General features: G+C 53.0%; 10 protein-coding genes. 3 read left to right on the top strand and 7 right to left on the bottom strand.

Annotated features, from left to right (window positions below; translation table 11 throughout):
• The first annotated feature begins 1 nt into the window (after position 1).
• Both CFLAV_RS15610 and CFLAV_RS15605 read left to right on the top strand, forming a co-directional pair.
• Positions 2 to 916 (top strand): CobW family GTP-binding protein, encoded by a 915-nt coding sequence (locus CFLAV_RS15610; protein ID WP_007415733.1) that lies wholly within the window; start codon positions 2 to 4, stop codon positions 914 to 916.
• A gap of 3 nt (positions 917 to 919) precedes the next feature.
• Positions 920 to 1,351 (top strand): archease, encoded by a 432-nt coding sequence (locus tag CFLAV_RS15605; RefSeq protein ID WP_040549036.1) that lies wholly within the window; start codon positions 920 to 922, stop codon positions 1,349 to 1,351.
• Positions 1,352 to 1,449: 98 nt separating this feature from the next.
• Here CFLAV_RS15605 and CFLAV_RS15600 read toward each other — a convergent pair whose 3' ends face one another.
• The 3 genes from CFLAV_RS15600 to uvrA are packed head-to-tail and all read right to left on the bottom strand — an operon-like array spanning position 1,450 to position 7,482.
• On the bottom strand, positions 1,450 to 1,800 hold the full coding sequence (locus tag CFLAV_RS15600) for a HesB/IscA family protein (protein WP_007415731.1): 351 nt from the start codon (positions 1,798 to 1,800) through the stop codon (positions 1,450 to 1,452).
• A gap of 37 nt (positions 1,801 to 1,837) precedes the next feature.
• Positions 1,838 to 4,540, bottom strand: a complete 2,703-nt coding sequence (locus CFLAV_RS15595) for a tetratricopeptide repeat protein (protein ID WP_007415730.1) — start codon at positions 4,538 to 4,540, stop codon at positions 1,838 to 1,840.
• An 11-nt stretch (positions 4,541 to 4,551) separates the two neighbouring features.
• Positions 4,552 to 7,482 (bottom strand): excinuclease ABC subunit UvrA, encoded by a 2,931-nt coding sequence (gene uvrA / locus CFLAV_RS15590; RefSeq protein WP_007415729.1) that lies wholly within the window; start codon positions 7,480 to 7,482, stop codon positions 4,552 to 4,554.
• Positions 7,483 to 8,584: 1,102 nt separating this feature from the next.
• On the opposite strand from uvrA, the gene CFLAV_RS32435 reads away from it, so the two are divergent.
• The gene (locus CFLAV_RS32435; protein ID WP_160164593.1) at positions 8,585 to 11,794 is read left to right on the top strand and encodes a hypothetical protein; all 3,210 of its coding nucleotides are present in this window, start codon (positions 8,585 to 8,587) and stop codon (positions 11,792 to 11,794) included.
• Positions 11,795 to 11,927: 133 nt separating this feature from the next.
• Here CFLAV_RS32435 and CFLAV_RS15575 read toward each other — a convergent pair whose 3' ends face one another.
• From CFLAV_RS15575 to CFLAV_RS15560, 4 genes are all read right to left on the bottom strand, one after another.
• Entirely contained in the window at positions 11,928 to 12,845 is a 918-nt protein-coding gene (locus tag CFLAV_RS15575) for a DUF72 domain-containing protein (RefSeq protein ID WP_007415726.1), read from the bottom strand.
• A 119-nt stretch (positions 12,846 to 12,964) separates the two neighbouring features.
• Positions 12,965 to 16,600, bottom strand: coding sequence for a LamG-like jellyroll fold domain-containing protein (locus tag CFLAV_RS32430; RefSeq protein ID WP_007415725.1), 3,636 nt, complete (start codon positions 16,598 to 16,600; stop codon positions 12,965 to 12,967).
• Positions 16,601 to 16,751: 151 nt separating this feature from the next.
• A complete protein-coding gene (locus CFLAV_RS32425) occupies positions 16,752 to 17,477 on the bottom strand; it encodes a DUF1559 family PulG-like putative transporter (RefSeq protein WP_007415724.1) in 726 nt (241 codons plus the stop codon).
• A 46-nt stretch (positions 17,478 to 17,523) separates the two neighbouring features.
• Positions 17,524 to 19,977: LamG domain-containing protein (locus CFLAV_RS15560; RefSeq protein WP_007415723.1), on the bottom strand; the 2,454-nt coding region annotated here is incomplete at its 5' end.

Genomic DNA, 19,977 nt, shown 5'->3' with positions numbered 1-19,977 from the left:
AATGCAGGTGCGCACGCCCATTACCATCATCACCGGACCGCTGGGGAGCGGAAAGACTACCCTGCTCCGCCATCTCTTGAACTCTGTCTCCAAGCCGATGGCAGTGGTCATGAACGAATTCGGTGAGATTCCGATTGACGGCACAGTCATCGCAGGAAAAAACGTCCTCCTCAAGGAATTGGCCGGCGGCTGTGTTTGTTGTTCGTTGATCGGCGAGTTTGAGGCCGCGATGAATGAGATGATTGATACGGTGGATCCAGAGAAGATTGTGCTGGAAACAACCGGAGTCGCTGAACCAGAAGCGTTGGTTTTCGACATTGAAGAGAGGCTCTCTCGCGTGCGATTGGATGGCATCGTTTCAATCATGGATGCGGATGGCTTGCTCAACTTTCCATCGTTAGGTCATACGACGCGCATGCAAATAGAATCGGCGGATCTGCTGCTCCTGAACAAAGTTGATTTGGTCCCGGAACGCGAGTTGCATCCATTGGAGGAGAAACTGCAACAACTCAATCAAACCGCTCCCATTGTCCGCACGCAATTTTGTCATGTGGATATGGATTTGCTCTTCGGTATCGCGCGGGAACGAACAGTAGAGCCACCACACCACGTGCATCAACTCGAGTTCGACTCATTCAGCTATTCCTCCGCCGTGATCTTCGACCGGGAGAAGTTCGAGCAATTTGCCGCAAACCTTGCGCCGGACGTTTATCGCGCGAAAGGTTTCATCCGGTTCACCGACGGAATTTATCTATTCAACTTCGTTGCCGGGCGTTGGAACTTCGAGCCGTTCGCCCACAAAGATACGGTGCTGGTTTTCATCGGAAGGCAATTAGCGAACGCAAAGGAGTTGATGCTTAATCGCCTGAGAGCCTGTGAGGAAGCTGCCACTTTACACAAAGTGGACGCATCATAACTTATGTCATACGAATTTCTGGAAGGAGTTGCGATGGCTGATATCGCGTTTCGGGCCATGGGAAGGAGCCTGGAAGAAGTCTTCGTTTCGGCCGCGGATGCCACGATGGAGGTGATGATCGACAATCTGGACAGCATTGATTTCAAGGAGCGACGAGAGCTTCGCCTGGCAAACAGTGCGTTGGACATGTTATTGTTCGATCTGCTGCAGGAGTTGATTTACCTAAAGGATAGCGAGCAATTGCTTTTGCGTGTGAGGCCGATTCAAATTACGCGGGAAGGCAACAACTGGAAGCTTGCCGGCGAGGCGCATGGAGAAAAGCTCGATCCGGTTCGGCATCGCCAGCGCGCAGACGTCAAAGCCGTGACCTTGCATCATTTCGCACTGGAAAAGACAGACAACGGCTGGAGCGCGAGTGTGATTCTGGATATTTGATTCTTTTGGTTTGCGAAACGTGATCCAAAAGGTTCTCCTGACAATAATGCCGTTCCGCATCGCACGGAACGGCCTTTTTCACCTGGCAGACAGGGCTGCTAGGCGTCGAAAGATTTTCCACAGCCGCAACTCTGCTTGGCGTTTGGATTGGAGATCTTAAATCCCCCACTGTTAAGACTGTCACTAAAATCAACCACCGATCCGGTAATATATTTGGCACTGAAGGGATCCACGAGGACGGAGACTCCATGCATATCGGTGATCAAATCATCGGGACGCTTTTCATCAAAGACCATGGAATACTGCATTCCGGAACAGCCACCTTGCTCCACATATACGCGCAAATGTTTGCCTGCATTTTGTGGATCCTGCGCCACCAGGTGACGGATCTGGCTGGCAGCATTTTCGGTGACGGTTATTACGGAATCAGCTGGTGTGGATGTGTTCATTCGGACTACTGAAATTTAACCGTCGATTATCGTGATGTCAAACGCCGTGCTCCGCTTTTTGACGAGCCAGTTTCTCGCCGGTTTTGGTGATTCTTTCCTGCAGCGTGGGCTTCAAGGGAGGTAATTTTTCACAGAGCGTGCTGTACAGTTTAAGGGCATGCTCCCATAATCCAAGTTCTTCAGCCAGTTTTCCCGCCTCCAAACCGTTTTGCGAGATGCAATAGAGATCGGCTTCCTCTCCCGCGCGAAGATTCGCGGTGAAAACCACTTCTTCACAGAGGTTCATCGCCTGTTTTAACAACGGGCCCTGCTCGGCTGCGGTCTTGTTCGTATGAGCCAACCCTTCCAGCGTTTTTGCCAAACCAAGCTGGGCGAGGCCTCGTGTATGGACGTCTGCCACCGGGGAATCGATTGCCTGCTTATAATAGGTGGCGGCACGATCGTATTGCGAAGCGTCCTGAACCGCCATTTGCAGATAGCAGTTGCCCACCTCTCCCGCAGCCATGGGAGCGACACTGTTGGTGGAATAATTCTTCTGAATATCAAGGAAGATCCCGATGGCTGTGTTGTAATGGGCGACGCTATTGGTGGTGTCCAGAGGTGCGAGTCCCATCATCGCGGAGCCGTAGGCAAAAAGCGCTTCCAGGCGCAAGGGAGCCGGGCATTGCGGCAGGATGGTCAGATTGGTGAAGTAAGTAGTGGCATCGTAATAATTCTCACGAGCCATCGCCGCACGACCAGCCATCATCTGGGCCTGTAATCCCTCATTGGTGGCGGCAGGCCAATTTTGGTAGACTTCCTTATAGCTGCGCTCGGCCCTCGGAAAATCCTCCTGCCGCCAAAAGTAATCGCCAATCCAATATTTGGCCTTGGCAGCGAGTTGATTGGTGGAAAATTTGACCACGAAATTGGTTAAAATCGAATAAGCGTTCGTTTCATAGCCGGCCCGGAAGTTTGCCATGGCCCGTGAGAACTCAACTCTTGGCAGCACGGCCGAATTCGTGGAGTCGACAATTAAGCGATCGTAATTCGTAATTGCCGCCTGCCAGTTCCCTTCCTTCTCATACGTATGCGCGATCGCAAGTCTAACCTCTGACGAAAGCGGCGAGGTCGGACTCTTCTCTATAAACATCTGTAAGAGATCACGCGCGCCGGCTGGGTTAGCATATTCCGTCATCCCCTGCCCAACGAGCAGTGCAGAACTGTCTGATAAAAGAGTGTTCGGATAGAGATCCAGAATCTTTGCCATGGCTTGCGATGCCTGAGTGATGTTCGTTTCGGCCAACGCAGCCCGGGTGATCTGATAAAGTGAACGCTCAAAGAGATTACTGCGCACGAGTGGAAAGTTTTTATATTCCTCAACCACCGGTATGTAATTGGTGAGTGCACCGTGGAAATCTCTTTCCGTGAATTGGATGTCCGCCAGTTTAAAACGTGCCACAGCCTGGGACTCCGATTGGGGCAATCTCTGCAGAGCGTTACTGAAGGCAGTCCGGCTCTCGGCAGGTTTATTTTCCAGCCACAAACACCATCCCAGATTGAGCTGAGCAGCGCCCACAAAATCACTGTTCGTAAAACTATTAATAAGTTTCTGAAAATTTGCCTTGGCCAGTGAAAGCAGATTTGTGCCTGGCAACGTCACTGCCGCGGTGGCGGGCGTGAGTCCGGTGGTTGTAGCCTGCCTCAATTGCAGTTCACCCAATGTCAACAACGCCACATCCGCTGTTCTGTCCTCAGGAAATTTACTTAAGAATGAATCTAATTTCTGGGTTGCGATGTCGAGTTTGTTTTGCTTTAGGTTCAGATCAACGATTTTGTAAATCGCCTGTCGTCGGAGAGCCTTGGGAGTCTCTGCAGAAAGTTTTTTCTCAAAATTCTCATAGACCTCCACGGCGTCAGCCAGACGTCCCAACTTTTCCAACACATTTGCCTGAAACGCCACGCTTTCACCAATGAATTCCAGGTTGCCGGTCTCGACAGCCAGGGTGTTCAAATTTGTACCGGCCTGTAATGCTTCGTCCGTTTTCCCGGCTTCAAACAAGCTACGACAAAACAACAACTGACTTCGCCACTTAAACTCCGGGGTCAGTTTTTGCTGGGAAATAATTCGCAGGTCTTCCGATACGGCCTGGTAATCTTTCTGGATCAGATCGGCTTCGGCGAGCAGAAGCACCCCTTTAATGGCAAATTCATTCGTCGGGTTGGATTTGAGCAATTGCTGGAAGGCTCCGTCAGGTTGTCGTAGTTCCTTGATTGCTTCGGGCCACGCTCCCATTTTTCCCAAGGTCTGACTTTGGCTGAAAATTGCCTCCGCTCTTTTTGCCGAATTGGTATACACGGTGACGATTCGAGAAAAGGAGTCAGCCGCATTTTTATAGTTGGCACTGCGGTAGGAGGCCACAGCTGTCCAATAGAGATATTGGTCAGCCAGTTTTCCTGCATGTGGCATCTCCGTGGAGAGCAACTCAACGACGCCCGAATCGCGCCCCAACGCATAACGTGATTCGCCCTGTAGCAGAACCGCATCAGCAAAAAATTCTGATGTCGGATATTTCTTTGCAAAGTCCGCAAGTTTTTCCTCAGCCTTTTCCCAGTTGTGGGACTTGAAAAAGTCCGCCGCCACTTCAAAGGCGTGGCTTTCTGGTGTCGCGGCAGCACTACAATTGACCGTGGCAAAAAGGAATTGAATCAGGGCCAGAAAACCCCAGCAGCCAGCGATTCTTTTAAAATTCCACTTCATTCAGATGTTCTTTATCCAACAGTTTCATTCAAGATGCGACTCAAATATTGGCCGGTATAACTGCCCGGGCACTCAGCCACTTCCTCAGGCGTTCCTTGAGCCACGATCCTGCCTCCGCCCGATCCACCTTCCGGTCCAAGATCGACGATCCAATCAGCAGTTTTAATCACATCGAGATTATGTTCAATAATCAGAAGTGTGTTTCCCGAGGCCCGGAGCTTGAAAAGGACTTCGAGCAATTTTGCGACATCGTGGAAATGCAGGCCAGTGGTGGGTTCGTCAAGGATGTAAAGCGTTCGTCCGGTCGCCTTGCGACTGAGCTCGGACGCTAGCTTGATTCTTTGCGCTTCACCGCCGCTCAACGTCGTGGCCGACTGGCCTAAACCGATGTAGCCCAATCCCACATCCGCCAGTGTCAGGCATGGTTCGTAAATCTGCGGAACTGCTCTGAAAAATGTCACCGCCTCGTCCACGGTCATGTTCAGAACGTCGGCAATATTCATCCCCTTATAGCTAATCTCCAGGGTCTCGCGGTTATATCGCCGGCCATTGCACGCTTCGCAGGTCACATACACCGGTGGCAGGAAATGCATTTCGATTTTGATGAGTCCATCGCCCTGGCATTTTTCGCACCGACCGCCTTTTACATTGAAACTAAACCGGCCCGCTTCGTAGCCGCGAATCTTGGCTGACGGCAGCTTGGCAAAGAGATCACGAATGTGATTAAACATCCCGGTATAAGTCGCTGGGTTGCTTCGCGGTGTCCGTCCAATGGGAGTCTGATCAATAACAATGACCTTATCCAGATTCTCGAATCCCTTCAGTTCACGATGTGCCCCTGGCCGTTCCTTTGAACCATGAAACTTCCGAAAGAGAGCCCGCCGCAAAATGTCGTCCACAGCGGTACTTTTCCCCGAACCGCTCACTCCCGTTACACAGGTGAGTGTTCCCAGGGGAATTCGCAGATCAACGTTTTTGAGATTGTTTTCGGTGGCGCCCAACACTTCCAGCCAGCCACGGTCCTGAGTCGGTTTTATCCGCTTTTTGGGAACGGCAATCGAGAGCTCGCGAGTTAAATATTGGGCGGTAAGAGAGCGCGATGAGGCTAATATTTCAGGCAACGTTCCAGCCGCAACAATTTCTCCGCCGCGCACTCCGGCGCCCGGCCCCAAATCGAGAATGTAATCGGCGCGACGAATGGTGTCTTCATCATGTTCCACGACTAGGACAGAATTACCCAGATTTCTCAGCCCTTCGAGGGTCTTCAACAACCGTTCGTTGTCACGTTGATGCAGACCGATGCTAGGCTCATCCAGGATATAAAGCACCCCGACCAGTCCCGCACCAATCTGGGTGGCCAGGCGGATGCGTTGCGCTTCGCCACCGCTCAAGGTGCCACTCTCACGGTTTAGAGTTAAATAGCCGAGGCCAACATTCTTAAGGAAACCCAACCGGGAACGCACCTCCCGAATAATTTCAGCGGCAATCTTCTGTTGAAATTCGGAGAGTTTGAGCTTGGTAAAAAAATCATCCGCAGCCTCGATTGAGAGGGAGCAGACATCCATGATGGAAAGCCCGGGAATGTTTGGTTCCTTGGAACTCCTGGTTCCAAATTTCTCCTTCAGCTCCGCATTGCCAATGGTAACGGCAAGAATTTCCGGTTTGAGCCGCCGCCCTCCACAGGCATCGCAAAATTGAGGGCTCATGAAACTCTTCAACCGGTTCCTCGTGAACTCACTTTCGCTCTCCTGATAGAGTCTTTCGAGATTCGGAACAACTCCCTCGAACGCGCGGCTCACCTTGCTCATCTTGCCGGCACGCCAAAAGTTGAACTCAATCTCGGTGGAGCCCGAACCCCACAGCAGAATTTTTTTAAAATCTTCCGGCAAGGTTTTATACGGAGCCTCGAGATTCTGTTGGTACTGGGCGGTCACACCGCGCAGCATGCTCTTGTAATAGACAACCATCCGCTTGCCACCTCTGCGCCATGGCAAAATCGCACCTTGTTCCAAAGATTTCTCAGGATCAGGGACAATGAGCCCTTCATCGAAAACCATCTTCTGTCCCAACCCATGACAGACCGGACACGCGCCTGCAGGTGAATTGAAGGAAAAATGCTTGGGAGTGAGCGGTTCAAAACTCATTCCAGTCGCAGGACTGTAATTGCGGTTGGAATGCAGGGTCTCAATCCAGCTGGTGGTCGATTCCGTTCCCGGCAACTGGTGCAAAGTCAACAACTGTCCTTCTCCCCACCTCAACGCCGTCTCCACCGAATCACTTAACCGCACGCGAATCTTCTCATCCATCACCAACCGATCAACGACCGCTTCGATCGTGTGCTTCTGCTTCGCATCCAGCTTTACTCTGACATTACTGGCCAACTCCACCATCTCGCCATCGATGCGTGCGCGAACAAATCCCTCGCGACCAAGGCGCTCCACGACATCGCGAAACTCTCCTTTTTGATCGCGCACAACCGGAGCCAAAATCATCACCCGCGTCTTGACAGGCAGCGCATGAATCTTGTCCACGATGTCGCTCGTTGTCTGAGCCACAATCGGCACCCCACTCTCTGGACAATGCGCCTGCCCCACATGCGCAAATAACAACCTCAGGTAATCGTATATCTCGGTGGTGGTGGCAATGATCGACCGTGGGCTGGTCCCGGAACTTCTCTGTTCAATCGCAATTGCCGGCGAAAGTCCCTCGATAAAATCCACCTCCGGCTTTTGCATTTGGTCGAGAAATTGCCGCGCATAGGCAGAAAGCGATTCCACATATTTCCGCTGTCCTTCGGCATAGATGGTGTCAAAGGCAAGCGACGACTTCCCCGAACCGCTCAAACCGGTGATGACCACCAGTTGGTCGCGGGGAATGCTCAAGGTGAGGTTCTTGAGGTTATGCTCACGAGCCCCGCCAATCTTTATGAAACCTTTTGCCATGTGTCGCGAATTTGTCGATCAATACAATCGCTTAACTTAGACGAACTTTCCCAGGAAGCAAAGGGCAGATATGACAAATTCCGCGTTTTCCAAAGGTCTTGATTTGCGTCCCGGAAATTCATCCTCCCCCTCCCCGTTTTGGCCATTTTTTCACAATTCCTCCATTAAAAAAGCACCCAAAATTCAGCATCAAAAAAAAATTGGCGTCATCCAGCGCCATCCACCGTCTATTACCGCCATCCACCGTCCGAATCTCCCATTTTGAAGTTGAAACTGGCCATTCGAAATTTCCTGAACCTTCCGATACCTTCCGTTGGCTTCCGATACCTACCAATGCTTTCCGATTCTCGATTGGTCTGAATACCGCCCTCATGCCTCTGGCCATTACCTTCGTCCATCCCCCTCTGTTCACTCTTGCTCCCATAAAAAAAATTTCTACCGTTATTTGGCGTTATAAGGCGTTATTTACCGTTATATACCGTTAGACCTTTCCCATTCGAAACACGAATTCTAACACCCAAAATCCAGGTCCATACGCCTGCAAGAATTTTTAACACGAGATAACCCGAGTTAGCGCGAGTTAGCCCGAGATAAGCAGACTTAACCCGAGCTGACAGACCACTGCCCGCCCCATCCATCTGGGAGTTCCCATTCCTCCTGCCCGTCGACACACGTTCATATGCAGACTCCTGTTTCATCAAACACCATTCTCTCCCCCACCCGACTCAAGGTCAAAGCCAATGATGTACCCGGTACGGACATTTTGTATCTATCACGGACATTTTTGCCCGTCAGCCTGCGCGCCTCATCATTTCGAACAACCCGCGATTGCAAGTTGTCCGCCCTCCAGGGTGCCCTGCTCCCAGCCTTGAACCACCGCTGCATCTGCAAACCTGGATCACTCGAGCCCGAAACACACAAACGCACTTCACATAATCCAACCGCTCCAAATTGCTGCCGCTGCTGGCAAATGTTTCAGCGCGCAGGTGTTTGAACTGTATCAGCGCAGTGAGCAGGCGTTGGCGTGAAAAGACTTGCAAAACCTGGGAGCATGAAGAAACTCACGAAATCAGCATCTCCGGTTGTATTAGGGGACCAACATATGAAATCTCAGATTCACATACAACGCCAAGTCCATTTCTTGCCCATCATCCTGACAATTCTGGGGTGCATTTGTTTTTCGCTTTCGGCCCGGGCCAGCGGACCGGTGACGGCATGGGGGCGCGGTGCGATTTTCTGCAGTTATTGTGATTCCGGTCAGACCTACGTGCCGGGAGATTTGACGAACGCGGTGGCCATCGCCGGCGGATGGAATCACAGTCTTGCATTGCGTGCGGACGGCACGGTTTCCGCCTGGGGCCTCTCTTCTCTCGGTGCCACAAGTGTGCCGACGGGATTGAGCAATGTCGTCGCCGTCGCGGCGGGTGATAATGACAGTCTGGCCTTGTTGAACAACAGCACGGTCGTGGCCTGGGGTTACAACGGCTATGGCCAGGCCAACGTGCCCGCAGGATTGACCAATGTGGTGGCCATTGCCTCAGGCAATTATTTTAATCTGGCGCTCCGGAACGACGGCTCGGTAGCCGCGTGGGGAGATAACGCCAACAGCCAGGTTTCAGAGGCAGGTTCGGCCACCGGCATCAAGGCCATCGCTGCAAACTCTGCCAACACTGGCTACGCGTTGGGACTGAAAACCGACGGCACGGTGGTCGAATGGGGTCTTTACCAACCGGCAATGCCGCCTGGTTTGACCAACGTCATCAGCATCGCGGTGGGCGGAGCGCATTATCTGGCTTTGCGGGGCGATGGCACGGTCCTGGCCTGGGGTGACAACAGTTCCGGGCAAACCAATGTTCCTACTGGCTTAAGTAATGTGGTGGCAGTCGCCGCGGGTGGGGCTTACAGCGTTGCATTGAAATCGGATGGCACGGTCTTGGCCTGGGGCACAAGCACCTATGGCCTCAATATCGCACCGTTGGGTTTGACCAACGTGACCGCCATTTCCGGTGGCGGCGAACATGTTCTGGTGATCCACGACGGCGCGCCCAGCCTCCTGCAATGGCCGACGAATCAATCCGTTTACACCGGCATGGCACCAGGTTTTTCCGCGACGACTGCGCCTACCGTTTCTGGTTCCACGTTTCAATGGCAGTTCAGTGGAACGAACCTCCCAGGGGCGACCAGCACAGCGTTAAATTTTACGAATGCCCAGCTGACTGACAGCGGCCCGTACGAATTGGCATTAACCAATACATACGGATCCTATCACGTGCCATTTGTGTTGACGGTCAGCACTTCAGCGCCGGTGGTGATTCAACAACCCGTCAACCAGCTCGTGCCCGCCACCTCCAACACCGTATTTTCCGTCAGCGCCATTGGTTCGCTGCCTCTGAGCTACCAATGGCTCTGCAACGGCACGAATCTCCCTGCCCAGACAAATACCAGCTTGATCTGGCCAGCGGCGCAGCTTGGTGATTCAGGACTTGCTTTCGCCGTGGTCGTCAGCAACGCGTTTGGCACGACGCTGAGTTCCAATGCTTATTTGACCGTGTTGCCTTCGCTCGTCACGGTTCAGCCGGGCAACCTCACTACGAATGGCGGATCGCAAGTGACATTCACCTCGGCGCTGGTGGGACAGGGACCGTTCACATATCAGTGGTTGTTCAACGGAACAAACTTGACTGGAGCCACGAACAGCCAGCTCACGCTGACCAACGCGTTGGTGATCCAGTCGGGCAACTACAGCCTCATTGCCAGCAACTCATTTGGATTGTCCACATCTACGAATGCCTCGCTGGCTGTAGTTCCTTGGATTTCGTGCTCAATCTCCCCCACGACCATCAATGCGGGGGCTGGAACACTTGTTTCAGTTGCCTTCAACGTGGGAGGCCTTTCACCCGTTGCCTACCAGTGGACTCACGATGGCAATCCATGGGCTGGACCTGTCCAGGGCGGGTCGATGCAAATCATCGATCCGTCAATGAGTTGGGCCGGGGTCTACAACGTCACCGCGAGCGATGCCACCACCACCCTGACAAGTTCGAACGTCACCTTGACGATCAATCCATTGACCATCACCAGCCAGCCAACAAGCCAGGCAGCGTGGATCGGTGGTCCAGCCAGATTGAATGTTGCCGCGATCGGAGTGAACCCCATTGGATACCAATGGCAGTTCAATGGCGCTGACATCCCCGGCGCAACCAACTATTTTCTGGTTCTCACAAATGTGCAACCGGCTCAATTCGGTTCCTACAATGTCGTTCTTACCAATGCTTACACCAACCTCATCAGCCAGGTGGTCACGCTCACACCTTCAGAAGTTGCAGTCTGGGGTGGAGTATCTGGCGAAACCAATCTCTCCCTCGGTTTGACCAATATCATCGCCATATCAAGCGGTGGGAGCGGCCCGTCTGATTGTTTGGCCTTGAATTCAAGCGGCAAGGCGGTGAGCTGGCCGGGTTCTTCCACATTATTTACGTACACCAATCTTATGGCTATCGCCGGGGCTGGACCTGCTACCCTCGGATTGAGAACAAACGGCACCGTGGTCTATTCGTATCAGAGTTCCGTTCCGGGACTGACAAATGTCGCGGCGATTACCCCGAATTATGACGGTTATCTCGCGTTAATGACCAATGGGACGGTTGTCGGAAATGCCAGCAAGCCCGGGCTGACAAATATCGTGGCGATCGCCAGAGGCAATGGACACAATTTGGCGCTGAAATTCGATGGCACCGTCGTCGCTTGGGGTAATAACTATTCTGGCCAGACCAGTGTCCCCCCAGGGTTGAGCAATGTGGTGGCGATCGCCGCCGGCTATTCTCACAGCCTGGCGCTTGGGGACAACGGCACCATCGTTGCCTGGGGCGAGAACAGCAACGGCCAAACCAATGTCCCCAGCGGTTTGAGCAACGTCGTGGCCATTGCTGCCGGTGATTATCACAACCTGGCGCTGAAATCCGACGGCACGGTCATTGCGTGGGGAATGCACATCTACGGTCAGACCAACGTTCCGCCACGACTCACTAACGTCGTTGCCATTGCCGCTGGCCGGTTTCAAAGCCTGGCATTGATCGGAAACTGTCCACCAGTCACCCACTCCACCTTGAGTAATCCGTCCGCCAGTTCCAATACTTTCAAACTTTCATTGCCCACCCAAAGCGGAAAAGTTTACGTGTTGGAATATAAGGCTTCCCTTTCCGACACCAACTGGACCAGCCTGCCACTCGTTCCCGGCAATGGCAGCACGCTCTTTCTCACCGACCCCACCGCCACCAACGCCCAGCAGTTTTACCGTGTGCGCCGCTGGTAAAATCCCAATGCATCCTCCTATCTGCGCATGGAAGTACCAATGAAAAGCTAAATGAACACTCGCAACCATTGAACCCGCTCAGTCGAGCCTGGAAACACAGCCCCCCGGAGCGCCGGTTTCTCAACCGGCTTCTTCAAAACGCGAACGCCTTATCTGCATCTCCCACTTCAACACCTCTCTCCTGAAACATCTTCTGCAGCGCCGCCGCCGCCTTCGGAGCATAGTTGGAGAAATTGTTGTTGCAGACCACGTGAACCTGTCTGGCTTGATCGGCTAACCTAATGGAACGCTCCGCAATCTGTTTCAATTCCGGCTTCTTATAATCGTGATTGAATCGTGTCGCCACATCCCGTCCGCGCACAAATCCTTTCGCATTGCGTCCATGCGCCCTGAGATAGGAAAGCTTCGGATTGGTCACCAGGTCAATCCCCGGCATTACCATGAAATGCGTATCCTTTGGTCCATCCACGTTCACAAAAGTGATTTCCCGTTCTGCAAAATACTTTTCTGTGTCCTCCAATTGCTTACCCGTCACCCAGTCCCGATTCCGCAATTCCACCGCCAGCGTCCTGCCCTCCAACGCCTCATAGATGGTATCCAGCTCAGTCAGGTTGTTTTTCTTGGGACTGAAGCTGGGTGAAAGCTGCAACAAAAGCGCACCCACTTTACCCGCATCTTCCAAGGGACGAATCCCACTGAGAAAACTTTTGAGCACCGCCTTTTCCAGTGCGGGTGTGAGTGGCACTTTCTTATCCTTCGCGGCCCCGCTCGGCCGCAGTCGCGCGGGCAAAAATTCCGGTTTGGTGCTGTGGCGTGAAAGCAATCGATGCAACTTTACGTCAAACACAAATCCCTCCGGCGTCTGCTCACACCATCGCTCCACCACGCGCGCGGCGGGAATGTGATAAAAAGTCGAGTTAACTTCCACCAGGTTGAAGTGTTCTGCATACCAGCGCAACCTGTCTGCCGCCGAAACTGAATGGGGATACCAGTCTGCAATGAAACCGGGATCTGACCAGCTTGCCGTTCCCACCAAAATGTTTGCATTCATATAACGCTCCAAATAAAACTCGTACGCAGTTGAAACGACTTCAAGTGGGGATGTTTCTGAAGCTGGACGCCTTGCCAAAGCCCTCCTTTACGCTCCACAACTGGACGTCTCGTGCAGGCTCAAGGCCACTGCAGGCGGAAGTAGCTGTTTGTGTCAGCGAGAGAAAGTGTAACGCTGAAATTCGTCCCGGAGTTCAGCGGCGTATTAGTGACGACAGTCCAGGCGCCTGAGAGGCTGGGGGCTGTATAGAGCTGCATACTGCCAGCCCAGGCAGGCCATGAAAGGCCGATCTGACCCGAACCCGAAGCCATGCGCAAAGTGGGTTGCAAAAAGTTCTGCATCACCTGCAGGGAGGAAAGCGGCTCGGAATCGAGATACACTGAGTCGAGTTGCGCATTCAGATAAGGATCACCGGAGTACTCGCTCCGGCCAATGAAAGCCCTGACTGGAACCACATCCGATGGCCAGACATTCACGCTGTTGTTTACCGCGATGGCATTGCCGTTTAGAAATAGAATTCCCTGACGACCGTCCATGGTCACAGTCACATGACACCATTGGTTGAGCGGAAAGGGAATTTGCGATTCAATCACCTGCACGTACGTTGAGGCCTCCGGACTGATGCCACATTGAATCATTCCACTGGAGTCTTTCGGTGTGAGAAAGAACCAATGCTGGGTATCGCGACCGAAATCAAAGATTCGTTGCCACGCATTTCCGCCGCGCCATTTCACCCAGGCACTGAAGGTGCGGGCAATGCCAACTGTAGCCGGCAAGTTCATGTATTGATTTCCACCCGTCAGGTTCAAAACGCTTCCTTCGGTCGGATCAGTGGTTACACCGGCTCCGCCGAAAAGGCTGCCGTTGTAACGATTGCCCGCATCCCGCGCTCCTGAGTCAAAGGGATAAAAGGCATTCCATTCAGTCCCGGATGCGTTCGGCAACGGAAAGATCGAAACCGAATTGCTGGCCAAAAGACCGGAACTATCCGTGCCCGAAAGCGCAATGCGATAATACCCGTTGGTTGCCCCAGCGCCCGAAGTTGGGATATTGAAACTGCCGCCACTTGAGCCTGACAGTGGTCCAAGGACAGTGTTGGTCGTGCTCCCGTTGATGAAAGACACCGTCCAAACAAGTCCGGTGGGACTGATGGAAGTATCATAAAAATCATTGGCAGTTCCCGAAAAGGAGATGGTATCTCCGGGCTGGTACATTGAGCCTTGTGCCGGCTGTGCAATGCTGACCTGAGGCGCGGCAATCTCCCACGATGCGAGCGGTCTGGAAAAGAGCCGTATCGAACTCAATCGCCCATTAAAGTAAGGATCTGGCCATTGGCTCTTGCCCAAATAAAAGTTCGTCGCATTTAGATTTGCCGGAACCAGGTTTGCATACAGGTTTGATGCCACCAAAGCCCCGTTGGTGTATAACATCACGCTCGTTCCGTTCAGCACCACTGCAACATGGGTCCAAACTCCCACCGGCAACGCAGCAGAAGCATCTGCTATCTGTTCTCCGGGAATGCTGTTGAGACTGATGTTGAACCGCAGTTTGCCATTGGCAGCCGATGGCGTCAGGCTGGTGTATCGACTGGTGTCATTTCCACAGTCAAAAATCTTTTGCCACGCTGCTCCTCCATTCCACTTGATCCAGCCCATGAAAGTTTGAAATGCACCCGCCCCTCCAGCCAGGGTTGCAAATTGATTGGCTCCTGAAAGGTTCAACACCTGGCCACGCTCACTGTCATTCACAAAGGAAGCGGCGCCGTTCAGTGTTCCATTAAAATGCCCCAGCGCATCGGCGGCGTTATTACGCAACGGAAAATAGGAGGACCAGCCGGCATCCCGGTTCGCCGGGGAAAGCGTAATGGATTTGGAACTCTGACGGCCAAAATTATCGGTGGCGGTCAAAGTAATCACATAATTCCCATTACCCGTCGCGCTCGTCGGGATCAGGTAAATTCCGCTGGAGATGCCTGAGGCCGGTCCAAACACGAGGTTTGTCACACTGTCCTGCACGTAACTGATCTGCCAACTCAGATTGCTGCTGCTGAGTGGCACGTCAGCAAAATCAGTAGCCTCTCCATTAAAGTTAATGGACTCACCCGGCCACCACACATCACCAGCGTGCGGTTCCGAAATGAGCGGCAGCGGCGCAGCAATTTCCTGTGCTGAAAGCGCGCGTCCATACACGCGAAAGCTGGCATACTGGCCGTTGAAATAAGGGTCGGCGGTAAATTTGCTCCGTCCTAGATGGTTGGTTTGCGAAGCGACGTTCACCGGCAACAGGTTCATTCCGTTATTCGTCGCCACGGCCGCGCCGTTGACGTACAAAACCCCTTTTGTCCCGTCCAGAGTCAACGCCACATGCGTCCAAACATTGCTGGGCAATGGCTGATTCCACTGCACAGTTTGGAGATTCCCTCCAGGATTGAGGTCACAACGCAGCACGTTATCCCCGGACGCCGGCGTCAGCATGATGGTTTTGCTGGTATCAACGCCAAAGTCGAAGATGCGTTGCCACGCCCCGCCGCCGCGCCATTTCACGACCGCTACAAAAGTCTTGGCGTTGCCTACTCCCGGCGGCAGCCAGACATACTGGTTCGTTCCATTCAAATTAAGAACGTGATCGTGAACTGAATCTTTCTGAATCGTCGCTCCGTTCTGGAGCAATCCGGAATATTGGCCCTGGTCATCTGCAGCGTCGGCCTGAAAGCGATAAGTTGCCGACCAGTCGTTGGTGAACGTCGGCCAATCGTCGGCGGTCCAGGCGAGCCGCACGAAATCAAAATCGGCATTCCCATAAGCCCCATATTGCGGTGCCCAGGCATTTGCATCGTAATAGTGGTAGGTGAACCACTGGTTCGGGCCATCAGAAATAATTCCAACGTGGCCCGGTCCGTCGTATTTCCCGTTCCCCTGCATGAACAAAGTGCCTCCCCCGTTCACCATGTCCACTCCATTGCGATCCAGATAGGGGCCCGTAATATTGGTGCTGCGGCCGACACGAATATTATAGGTGCTGTTCACGCCGGAGCAGCACGAACCCCAGTTCACGAACAAATAATAATATCCACCGCGCCGGTAAATGCACGAAGCCTCTATCGAACCGTTGTAAGCAAGGTGATATGTCGGCGAGTTGGTTGCCACGCGCATACCGTTGGTCGTGCTTAATTGGACCAGGTAAATGCCGTTCCAATAAGACCCAAAAGCCATCCAGAGGTTGCCTGCATTATCCCACGTAAAGCTGGGGTCGATGGTGTTGTAGGCTGAACCATTCGTCGATTGAATTACCGGCCCCTGATCGATCCATTGATACGCCGGGTCGATCGGATCCAGCGTGGTGTTTGTTGCCAATCCAATGGCCGATACCTGGCTGCCGAAGGTCGATACGGCGTAGTACAGATAATATTTATTGTTGAAGAATAGTATGTCCGGGGCCCAAAATATCCCGGCAAAACCTGGCACCGCAGCAGTTGTCCAGGCCGGTGGATTGGTAAATATTGCCGGACCGGAAGACCAGAAAACCTGGTCGGAGGAAGACCGCGATAAGATGCCTTGCCCGGTGGAGAAAATGTAATAGCGATCCTTGCACTGAATCATGGTCGAAGGATCGTGCGCCGAAAGATAGCCGCGTGGCGAGATTGCCCGGGTTGGCACTGCCGCCGCCGCGTTAAAGAAAAACGACACGAGCACGATCATCGGCAGAAACAATCGAGGAGACATCAGATTATGGGTGGAGAATACTTCCTTCGGCATAATTTGTCATCCGGGAAAGGCGAGCTTTCACAAGATCCTGAACAATACAAAACCGTGACAATGACCTGGAGCAAAGCCGTACGATTATCAACATGAGCACTGCGGTTCTCGGAGATTATATGAAAGCGGAGAATTGTTACTATCGGGGAGGTTAGAATTCAAACTGCGGCAAACCACGAGGCGAAATCTTGTTCGTCATGGCTACGTATTTGCGCCACTGCACGTGATTATCCAGAAAACATATATTGCCGCCCGTGGGAAGCTTGCCTTCGAGATGCGCGGTTTTCACCTTGCTGCCGCCTGCACCAGCAAAGCCAGAGTAATTGCGGGCACCACTGGCACCAAGGACTGAGATGGTGGCATCCACGATCATCTCAGTGTCAGAGACGGACAAATCCGCGCGTCCTTTCGTTATTTTCGTCACCATGTTCGTGCCGCTCAAGGCTGGGCTGGCAGTTATTCCCGGCGCATTGGGGAATAACCAGATGTAACCCGTCACCACATAGTTTGGAAAAGCATTCCAGGCATCAGGTGGACCGTTGTCCTGGTAAAGATAAAATTCGTTGGGACAATAGAAGCTATCGGTGCGTTTGACGTTCTCCAGCAGGTTGCTGGCGGCAGACCGTGACATATCCCAAAACCAAACACCATTGTTTTGCAGGTCAGGCAAATTGTCCTGATTGTCACTCGCATACATCTGGGTTGCGAGGCCCAGTTGATGCAGGTTGCTTTGACAATTGGCGCGCTTGGCACGTTCCTTGGCCTTGGCCAGCGCCGGTAAAAGCAACGCGGCCAGAATCGCAATAATGGCAATCACCACCAGCAATTCAATCAGCGTAAAGGCAATGCCTGCCTTAACGGTGCGAGACGTTTTCATCTGGCTTGTCTCCCTCGCGGGCGGGCTGGCAAGACAACTTGTCTGGTTATTTCCAGAGGCGATAAAACTGGGCCGCGCCGGATGCGGGCACCGTTACTTGCCAGTTGCCGCCTACCAAGGTCGGGGCATTGGTGAGCGTTGTCCAGTTGCCACTGCCGACTGCGGGCCGCGCCTGTACTGAAAAACCGGCCGCCGCCACCGGCCATTTGAGCACCGTGTTGCCGGAGGCGCTGGTCGCGTTAAGCGCGGCGCTCGTAGTAAGCAATTGGTTCGCTCCCACCACCTGCGTAGCCAATATTTCTTCGGGGCTAAGTTGCCCGCGGTAAATGCGGAATTCGTCAACCGAGCAGTTCATATAGGGATCAGCGTATGGGGACCGGCCAATCCAGCACAACGAATTCCCGACCTCACTGACCAGGCCAATTGAGGAGCTTGTACCACTCTCAAGGACACCGTTGGTATAAACTGCCATCACCCCATTTCCGTAAACACTGGTAATGTGGAGTGTTTGATTTTGCCAGGACGGGCTGCTGTTCACGCCTCCGCCACCGATCGGGAAACCGGTGATAAGACTGTGAGTTGGATTCGGGAGCCCGAATTGCGGCGCCAAATACAATTCATTCGCCTGACTGTCACCGAAGAACCACAAGCGCGCCCATTGCGCCCCGGCATTGAAAGTGACCCAACTATCTACTGTCACTGCATCATAGCCCTCGATCAATCCCGGTGACAAATCCAGATACGTTCCGTCGCTTCCATCCAACACCAGACTGCCCCCGGAAATAGTGGCTGCGCCTTGCAAAGCTCCATTCGCAGTTCCAACCGAATCGTTCGCATCGCTTGTAAAGCTGTATCGATGGGTGAGCGTGCCAGTGTTTTCGACTGTAACCGTCGCACTCGAAACCTTGCCCAGATAATTTGCAGTCAGCGTCACCGTGCCTGGTCGGAAAGTCTGAAGCATGTTGTTTGCACCGACTTTGATGATCGAGGGATCACTGGACGTCACAGTCAGGCCATTGATGACCGCGCTGTTGTTGGGCTGAAGGTGGAAGTTTGTAAGATTGGCATAATTTGCCAGCACAACCGGCGGAACTACACCGGAAAAAGCCGGGTACACGGTGGGTGCGACCTGAATCGAGACGAGTGCACCCGGGTCATGATTAATAGAATTAGGACCGTTCTGATGAGCTAAAGCAATTTCAGCCGGCGTCAAGGCACCGCTATAAATACGGAACTCATCAATCGAACCCGGCATGTAAGGATCCACCCCCACCAGGGAGCGGCCAATCACGGCTAGATTTGTCGAAATGAGTGAAAGCGGTGCAATCGCATCATACCGTGCGTATTCCAGGACACCGTCCCGATAGAGACTCATGGTGCCGGTAGGCGGATCAATGACCACAGTAATGTGCGCACTCAGATTGGCCCATGCGCCTCGCCAATCCGTATTGCGACCGCCGGAAATATTTTCGCTGATACGATGTTGATTACCGTTGCCTGGTCCGTTCGGAGCCAGATAAATTTCGCTGGATCCGCCGTCATTGCCAAAGTTAAACAACCGGCACCAATTAGGAGTGCTGCCAAAATCAACCCACGCTTCGAGCGTTACAGCTTTGTTGGTCTGGATGTTGATGATATTGCCTGGCAGGTCGATATAGGTTCCGCCTGAGCCATCCAGCACAACCTTCCCTCCGGCAATTGTCGCCGCGCCCATGAGTGTGCCATTCGCGCTGCCTACTGAGTCACTGGCATCTGCGTTGAAGCTGTAACGATGCGTCAACACGGCAGGAATGGTTACCACGGTCAGTGAGTTGGTGGCGCTCATGGCTCCGTAACTGGCAATAACCGTGGTCGTTCCAGATGCCACGGCGTGGACGGTTCCATTCGTCGAATTGACGGTTAAAATATTTGTATTTCCAGATACGTAACTGGCACCGCCGTACAAGTTCAGATTCACCCCGGTGACATTGGCAAAATCGCCCAGAAAATTTTCCTGCGAGTTCTGATTTACAACCAGCGGATTGGCGGGGCTCGACAGATGAACTGCCTGTAAAGCGCCCGGAGTGGTGACATAATTGTCCGGTCCCGCGGCATCATTCAACGCCAGCGTGGATGGGCTGATAACTCCCTGGTAGATGCGGAATTCCGAAATGGCTCCTTCCAATAACGCGTCCACATCATACAAAGATTTTCCAATCAGGCAGGTGCTGTCGATTAGGCCACTCAATGCCGGAACACTGCCTCCATTGACACCAGGATTCGAGGCCACCGCCGTCCCATTGTAATAAAACATTCGATTTCCAAGTGGATCGACCACAATCGTCACGTGAACATTTGTTTGTCCGTTAATGCCACCAGGGTTGTTCGCATACACGCCTCCACTGGTGGTCGACAAATTAAGATTTTGCCAGTTGCCGCCGGCATAATGACAGTAGTCCAAGCCTGTGTGCTGCCCTCCTCCGCCATTTTGATCGCCAAAAGCAAACACGCGCGTCCAAAC

It is taken from the genome of Pedosphaera parvula Ellin514, from assembly GCF_000172555.1.
Lineage (GTDB): Bacteria > Verrucomicrobiota > Verrucomicrobiia > Limisphaerales > Pedosphaeraceae > Pedosphaera.
This window is presented reverse-complemented; position numbering and strand designations above follow the sequence as displayed.